The sequence below is a fragment of the Francisella noatunensis subsp. noatunensis genome, from assembly GCF_009823375.1.
GTDB classification, from domain to species: domain Bacteria; phylum Pseudomonadota; class Gammaproteobacteria; order Francisellales; family Francisellaceae; genus Francisella; species Francisella noatunensis.
The window spans coordinates 1-6955 of sequence record NZ_WBSX01000101.1 but is presented as its reverse complement, the minus strand read 5'-3'; the positions used below and the strand labels follow the sequence as shown (position 1 = coordinate 6955).

The following is a 6955-nucleotide window of genomic DNA, read 5'->3' as shown; positions in this document are numbered from 1 at the left end:
TAGCTTTTTAACTTTACAGGATAGCTTATGATTATTTGAAGTTCTGCGGCTTTGATATAGCTTCTGTGCTATCTCAGCATTATAGTCACTATTTATACTAGTGCGATTAAGTTCCTTTTTTATAGCTCTTTCACTATAGCCAATTTTATTGGCTATTTGAGATGTTTGGTATCCTAATTTAAGTAATTCTTCTATGCAATATCTATTTGAAAGAGTTAAGTGCTTTGGCATTTTTTAGTTCCTTATCGTTTATTTTAGTTTCGTCAAAACCTAATAAACTATATTTGGAACTCTCTTTCAACTATTTAAAACTTTCAGAATACAATCTAGCTTATAAAACAAATACTTCAAAGGTAAAGGTGAAAAAGCTCATAATACTGCTGTAGCTGTAAATGTCGCTATGCTTATGAAGCTTTATGGTAAAGATAATCTAAAACAAAATACTCAAGAAATACTAGAACTTATAAAATCAGGTAAGTGTTATCAAACTCTTCAAAATGTAATATCTTTTGGTTAAAAAAATAGTCTTATTTTTCAATGTATGATAATTTAAAACTTATAAGCATTTAGATAGTTATACAAATGAAAAAAAGAAAAATCATAATTTTAAGTAGTTTATTATTTGCAAGTAGCTTTGTATTTGCAGCTAATGATTCAGAAAGTAAATATCAAAAAGCTGTATTTGCAGGTGGTTGCTTTTGGTGTTTAGAGTCAGATTTTGAATATATGCAAAAACATCAAGATTTAAGTCATGATGGTATTATAAAGGTTATTTCTGGTTATGATGGTGGTTTGCAAAAAGATCCTACTTACAAAACAGTATCTGCAGGCATTACAAATTATAAAGAATCAGTAGAAGTTATATATGATCATACTAAAATTAGTTATCAAGATTTAGTAGAGTATTTTTATCGTCGTATAGATCCTACAGATTCTAAAGGACAGTTTTGTGATAAAGGCGAGCAGTATCAATCAGCTATATATTACAGCGATGATAAACAAAAACAGGTTGCTGAAGAGATTACTAAAAAATTAAAAGCAGAATTTAAAAAACATAACCAATCTGTATATACTCAAATATTACCATCTACACATTTTTATAAAGCCGAAAGTTATCATCAATATTATCATCATAAAAACCCTAAAAGATATTGTTATTATCGTACAGGATGTGGTCGTGATGTAACAGTAAATAAAGTTTGGCAAAATATAGATTGGAAATATAGTAATATAACACCTTTTGATATACCATCTAGCTATGCAGAATGTTTAACAAGATAGTAAAATGAAAATAGTAGGTGTAGCATCTAAAGTTTCTAATGATAGGGAAGATTTGCTTGAAGAAGCTTGGGAGCTTTTCTTTAATAGTGAGGTATTAGAATATATCAATGGTCAAAATATATCTCAAGATATAATATCTGTTTATTATGACTATGAAGGCGATCATACCGCTCCATACACTCTTTTGATAGGTTATGAAGTGGCAGAGTCTTTTGAGGTACCAACAGGGTTAAATTCTGTGCAAATTGAGCTTAACCATCAAACGTACCGTGTTGAAGGCGAGCTACCTGATGCTATCATTGATAAATGGCAACAAATTTGGGCAGATAACTCTAAAAAGAGAGCTTATAAAGCAGATTTTGATAGATATAATCCTATTGAAGATTATGCTGAAGTTAATGTCGAATATCTAAAATAAATAATCTTCAAATCAACAAAGTACAGAAAAATTCAACTTTTATTCTTTTTTCGTTTAAAATACTTCATAAAATCATATAAATAATAAGTATTATGGAAACTATATTAGCTAAGATAGTTGAAGCAAAAAGAAATTGGCTTTTTGCAAAAAAAAGATTATTTCCATTAGATGTATTCAAAAAAGAAGTTATCAAAACAGATAGAAATTTTTATCAGGCTTTGGAGTCAGACAAAGCAGTATTTATTCTAGAGTGTGAAAAAGGATCTCCTTCTAAAGGAGTTATCCGTAAAAAGTTTGATCTAAATGAAATAGCAGCAGTGTATAAAAATTACGCAAATGTGATATCTGTACTTACAGATGAAGAGTTTTTTATGGGTAGTTTTGCAAATCTAGAGATTGTTAGAAAGCAAGTGATTCAACCTATACTTTGTAAAGATTTTATTATAGATGAATATCAAATATACTTAGCTAGACATTATCAAGCAGATGCGGTGTTACTGATGTTTTCGGTATTAGATGATAATGAGTATAAAAAACTAGCAAAAGTAGCTAATCGTCTAGGTATGGGTATTTTAACTGAAGTTAGTAATGAAGAAGGACTTGAAAGAGCTATCAAACTCAAGGCAAAAGTTATAGGTATTAATAATCGTAATCTAAGAGATCTTTCTATAGATCTAAATACTACGCGTCTTTTAGCTCCAAAAATACCTAAAGGAACAATTATTATTTCAGAATCAGGAATTTATAAAAATCAAGAAATCCGTGATTTAAGAAATTATGTTAATGGTTTTTTGATAGGTAGTTCTATTATGAATGAACGTAATCTAGAACTTGCAGTTAGAAAACTCTTATATGGTTTTAATAAGGTTTGTGGTCTTACCTCTGTAGAAAATGCGCAAAAAGCATATAATGCAGGAGCGGTGTATGGAGGATTTATATTTGTAGAAAAATCTCCTCGCTGTGTAGATTTTGCCATGGCAAAACAAATAACTAAAAAAGTTAGATTAAACTATGTAGGCGTGTTTGCCAATGCTAGCATCGAAGATGTTGTAAATACCGCTTATGGTTTGAAACTTAGTGCAGTACAGTTACATGGTGACGAAAATCAAGAATATATAAATGCACTAAAATCAAAACTACATAGAAACTGTCAGATATGGAAAGCTTATGGAATTGATAAAACTGTTCCAGAGTTTTTTGCTAATGTAGATTATCACTTATTAGATATTCAAGTAGATGGTAAATCAGGTGGTACTGGTAAAGCTTTTGATTGGAGTCTTATCAAAGATAGAAAAAATATAATATTTGCTGGTGGTCTGAATGCTAAAAATATAGCAAAAGCAATAGAGTTAAGATGTTCTGCTTATTATATTAATTCTGGTGTAGAATCTGAGCCAGGACAAAAAGATCAGCAGAAGTTAAAAGAATTTTTTGAGGTTATAAGAGACTACTAGTATCTTATTTTATACTTTATTTTAACTTATAAGTATTAAAAGTAATTCATAGTTAGTATATAATTGCAACAATATTTAGCTACTGCTATTCTAAATAAAAATATCTAATATCACCTTAACTATGAATTAACCAGAAATTAAATATTTAAAAGACTACAAGCCAAGTAATTATCTTATAAATGAAACACATCTAAAATTTAAACTTGATAAGTCAAAAACTAGAGTGACAGCAAATTTACATATAGTAGCTAATCCAGCAAATAGTGAAAATAACACACTGGTTTTAGATGGTAATAATCTAAAACTATTATCTATAAAAATAGATAATAAAGAGCTATCAAATACAGATTTTACAGTTAATGAAAACCAATTAATCATAGATGATGCTCCAGAAAAGTTTGTATTAGAAACAGTGGTAGAGATTAATCCTGAAGCTAATACTTCTTTGGAAGGTTTATACAAATCTGGAGAGGTGTTTTGCACCCAATGTGAGGCAACTGGATTTAGAAAAATTACTTACTATCTAGATAGACCTGATGTAATGTCTTCTTTTACAGTCAAAATAATAGCAGACAAACAAAAATATCCAGTAATTTTATCAAATGGCGATAAAGTTGAGTCCGGATATATTTCAGATACTCAGCATTTTGCAGTATGGAAAGATCCATTTAAGAAGCCTTGCTATTTATTTGCTCTTGTAGCTGGAGATTTAGCAAGTATCAAAGATACTTATATTACAAAATCACAACGTAAAGTTAGTTTAGAAATATACGCTTTTAAACAAGATATAGATAAATGTCATTATGCAATGCAAGCTGTTAAAGACTCTATGAAATGGGATGAGGATAGGTTTGGCTTAGAGTATGACTTAGATACTTTTATGATTGTGGCGGTGCCTGATTTTAATGCTGGTGCAATGGAAAATAAAGGTTTAAACATCTTTAATACCAAATATATAATGGCTAGTGATAAGACTGCTACAGATAAAGATTTTGAGTTGGTACAAAGTGTAGTGGGACATGAGTATTTTCATAATTGGACAGGTGATAGAGTCACTTGTAGAGACTGGTTCCAGCTTAGCTTAAAAGAAGGCTTGACTGTATTTAGAGATCAAGAGTTTACTTCTGATTTGAACTCTAGTGATGTTAAACGTATAGACGATGTTCGTATTATTAGAAGTGCTCAATTTGCTGAAGATGCTAGTTCGATGTCTCACCCTATCCGCCCTGAGTCGTACATTGAGATGAATAATTTCTATACTGTAACGGTTTATCATAAAGGTGCTGAGATAATTCGTATGATTCATACCCTATTAGGTGAACAAGGCTTCTAAAAAGGTATGAAACTATACTTTAAAAGACATGATGGACAAGCTGTCACTTGTGATGATTTTGTAAATGTTATGGCAGATGCTAATAATCGTGATTTTAGCTTATTTAAAAGATGGTATGCTCAATCAGGTACACCAAGTATTAAGGTTACAGAAAACTACGATGCAGAAAATCAAATTTATAGTCTAACACTAGAGCAAACTACTTCGCCAACAGCAGATCAAAAAGAAAAACAAGCTCTTCATATACCAGTCAGTATGGGACTTATCACTCCAGAAGGTGAAAATATAGCAGAGCAAGTCATTGAGCTAAAAGAGCAAAAACAAACTTATACTTTTGAGAATATTATAGCAAAACCAGTAGCTTCTTTATTTAGAGATTTTTCAGCACCTGTCAAAGTTGAGCATAAGCGCGCTGAAACAGAACTATTACATATTGTTAAGTATGATAATAATGCCTTTAATCGTTGGGACTCTTTACAGCAATTAGCTACTAAAATGATCTTAAAAAATGCTGATGTAGATGCTGAGTTTTTAAATGCTTTTAAATCAATCTTACATGATAAAGATTTAGATAAAGCTTTAATTAGTGATGCTCTGATGATACCAACAGAGTCTACAATTGCTGAGGCAATGCCGACAATTATGGTTGATGATATTATCAACTCTCGCAAAAAAGTTATGAATCAGCTAGCAGATAAGCTAAAAGATGATTGGTTAGCTGTATCTGAGCAAATTGCTAAAAGAAAGCTAAAAGGAGTCTGCTTGAGCTATCTGATGAATGCTAGTGATCAAAGTCAAGGTATAGAGTTAGCACAACAGTTATTTGATAATGCTGATAATATGACAGATCAGCAAACAGCATTTTCAGCATTGTTAAAGCTAATCATAGGCAAGTTCGTGATAATGCTATCAATGAGTTTTATAACCGTTGGAAGCATGAAGACTTAGTTGTAAATAAATGGCTAGTATCTCAAGCTCAAATTTCTCATGAATCAGCCTTAGATATAGTTAAAGGCTTAGTTAATCATCCTGCATATAACCCTAAAAACCCTAATAAAGTTTACTCACTTATTGGTGGTTTTGGTGCTAATTTCTCACAATATCATTGCAAAGATGGCTTAGGATATGCTTTCATGGCGGATACAGTACTGGAGCTTGATAAAATCAACCATCAAGTTGCAGCTAGAATGGCTCGTAATCTGATGAGCTGGAAGCGTTATGATACCGATAGACAAGCTATGATGAAAAATGCTCTTGAGAAAATCAAAGCTTCAAACCCAAGTAAAAATGTCTTTGAAATCGTTAGTAAGAGTTTAGAGTTGTAATTGTTTGATATTAAAACTATATCGTAATTTTGCCATTGGCATATTTGTGAATAAGAGCTTTAATAACTGACTGGTATTTTAAGCCATGTGCAGATGCTCTTGCTTCACACTTTCTTATATCATCTTCTTTCACTCTTAAACTTATTTGCTTAGTTGCTGTAGCAGTCTTTTTTAAATCTGCTACTAAATAAAGAAGATAGCTTATCCGCATCAAGTTTTACCCAGTCTGTATCGTTAGAATATTTTTTTATATCATCCATAACTAACTCCTTTTATGTTTTTTGTTAGCTTTTCTATTTTTAAAAGCTGTTACCAGCCAGTAATCTCCATTTTTGATCTCAAAGACTACAACCTATACATAATCACCAATAAGAACATCTATTTTATATTGATTCTTGTAGTTTTTATTTTCATAGATATCTAAAGGGTTTATATCTAATTCAATAGCTGAAACTATTTCATCAAAAGATATGCCTCTAGTGTCTATAAGTGTTTCATTTTTAGAATCATTACAAAGAAACATATTTATTATTTTTTTATTACTTATGGTATATATTGTATACCTTTTAACTATGAAAAAATAGATTAGCTTTTACACTTTTTAAGACATTTACTTTTCATTGATTCTTGTATTTTTATTAGATAAATCAATATGTTTATTTATGGTGTACGTTTGAAAAGAATCATCTTTATATAATTCAAATATCAAATTAGCAATTATTTATTTTCTCATAATCTTTAGATGATGAGCTAGATTGTATTCTGAAAGTTTTAAATAGTTGAAAGAGAGTTCCAAATATAGTTTATTAGGTTTTGACGAAACTAAAATAAACGATAAGGAACTAAAAAATGCCAAAGCACTTAACTCTTTCAAATAGATATTGTATAGAAGAATTACTTAAATTAGGATACCAAACATCTCAAATAGCCAATAAAATTGGCTATAGTGAAAGAGCTATAAAAAAGGAACTTAATCGCACTAGTATAAATAGTGACTATAATGCTGAGATAGCACAGAAGCTATATCAAAGCCGCAGAACTTCAAATAATCATAAGCTATCCTGTAAAGTTAAAAAGCTAATAATAGCTTTGTTAAAAAAGAAGATATCTCCGGAACTTATTTGTGGTAGATTAAAACATGAGG

The 6955-nt window shown here is 30.3% G+C and carries 6 protein-coding genes and 2 pseudogenes; 6 read left to right on the top strand and 2 right to left on the bottom strand.

Going from position 1 to position 6955, the window contains the following annotated elements; genetic code table 11:
- The coding region (locus F8C69_RS08075; RefSeq protein WP_159183974.1) for a helix-turn-helix domain-containing protein at nt 1-231 on the bottom strand (231 nt) is incomplete at its 3' end.
- Nucleotides 232-352: 121 nt separating this feature from the next.
- Here F8C69_RS08075 and F8C69_RS08070 point away from each other — a divergent pair.
- The 5 genes and pseudogenes from F8C69_RS08070 to pepN form a co-directional block, all read left to right on the top strand.
- Nucleotides 353-517, top strand: a pseudogene (locus tag F8C69_RS08070) (anthranilate phosphoribosyltransferase); the annotation flags it as partial.
- A 65-nt stretch (nt 518-582) separates the two neighbouring features.
- A complete protein-coding gene (msrA, locus tag F8C69_RS08065; protein WP_159184830.1) occupies nt 583-1281 on the top strand; it encodes a peptide-methionine (S)-S-oxide reductase MsrA in 699 nt (232 codons plus the stop codon).
- A 4-nt stretch (nt 1282-1285) separates the two neighbouring features.
- The gene (locus F8C69_RS08060) at nt 1286-1699 is read left to right on the top strand and encodes a GyrI-like domain-containing protein (protein ID WP_159184829.1); all 414 of its coding nucleotides are present in this window, start codon (nt 1286-1288) and stop codon (nt 1697-1699) included.
- A 92-nt stretch (nt 1700-1791) separates the two neighbouring features.
- Nucleotides 1792-3153 carry a bifunctional indole-3-glycerol-phosphate synthase TrpC/phosphoribosylanthranilate isomerase TrpF gene (gene trpCF, locus F8C69_RS08055; protein ID WP_159184828.1) on the top strand — a complete coding sequence of 454 codons (1362 nt, stop codon included), beginning with the start codon at nt 1792-1794 and terminating at the stop codon, nt 3151-3153.
- 136 nt (nt 3154-3289) lie between these two features.
- Nucleotides 3290-5811, top strand: a pseudogene (gene pepN / locus F8C69_RS08050) (aminopeptidase N).
- 352 nt (nt 5812-6163) lie between these two features.
- On the opposite strand, the gene F8C69_RS08045 reads toward pepN, so the two are convergent.
- Nucleotides 6164-6334, bottom strand: coding sequence for a hypothetical protein (locus tag F8C69_RS08045; RefSeq protein WP_159184827.1), 171 nt, complete (start codon nt 6332-6334; stop codon nt 6164-6166).
- A gap of 326 nt (nt 6335-6660) precedes the next feature.
- Here F8C69_RS08045 and F8C69_RS08040 point away from each other — a divergent pair.
- Nucleotides 6661-6955: helix-turn-helix domain-containing protein (locus F8C69_RS08040; RefSeq protein ID WP_159184785.1), on the top strand; the 295-nt coding region annotated here is incomplete at its 3' end.

Excerpts from the sequence above, each read along its gene's own strand:
- F8C69_RS08045 (WP_159184827.1), bottom strand. The coding sequence starts at position 6,334 with ATGTTTCTTTGTAATGATTCTAAAAATGAAACACTTATAGACACTAGA.
- F8C69_RS08060 (WP_159184829.1), top strand. The coding sequence starts at position 1,286 with ATGAAAATAGTAGGTGTAGCATCTAAAGTTTCTAATGATAGGGAAGAT.
- trpCF (WP_159184828.1), top strand. The coding sequence starts at position 1,792 with ATGGAAACTATATTAGCTAAGATAGTTGAAGCAAAAAGAAATTGGCTT.
- msrA (WP_159184830.1), top strand. The coding sequence starts at position 583 with ATGAAAAAAAGAAAAATCATAATTTTAAGTAGTTTATTATTTGCAAGT.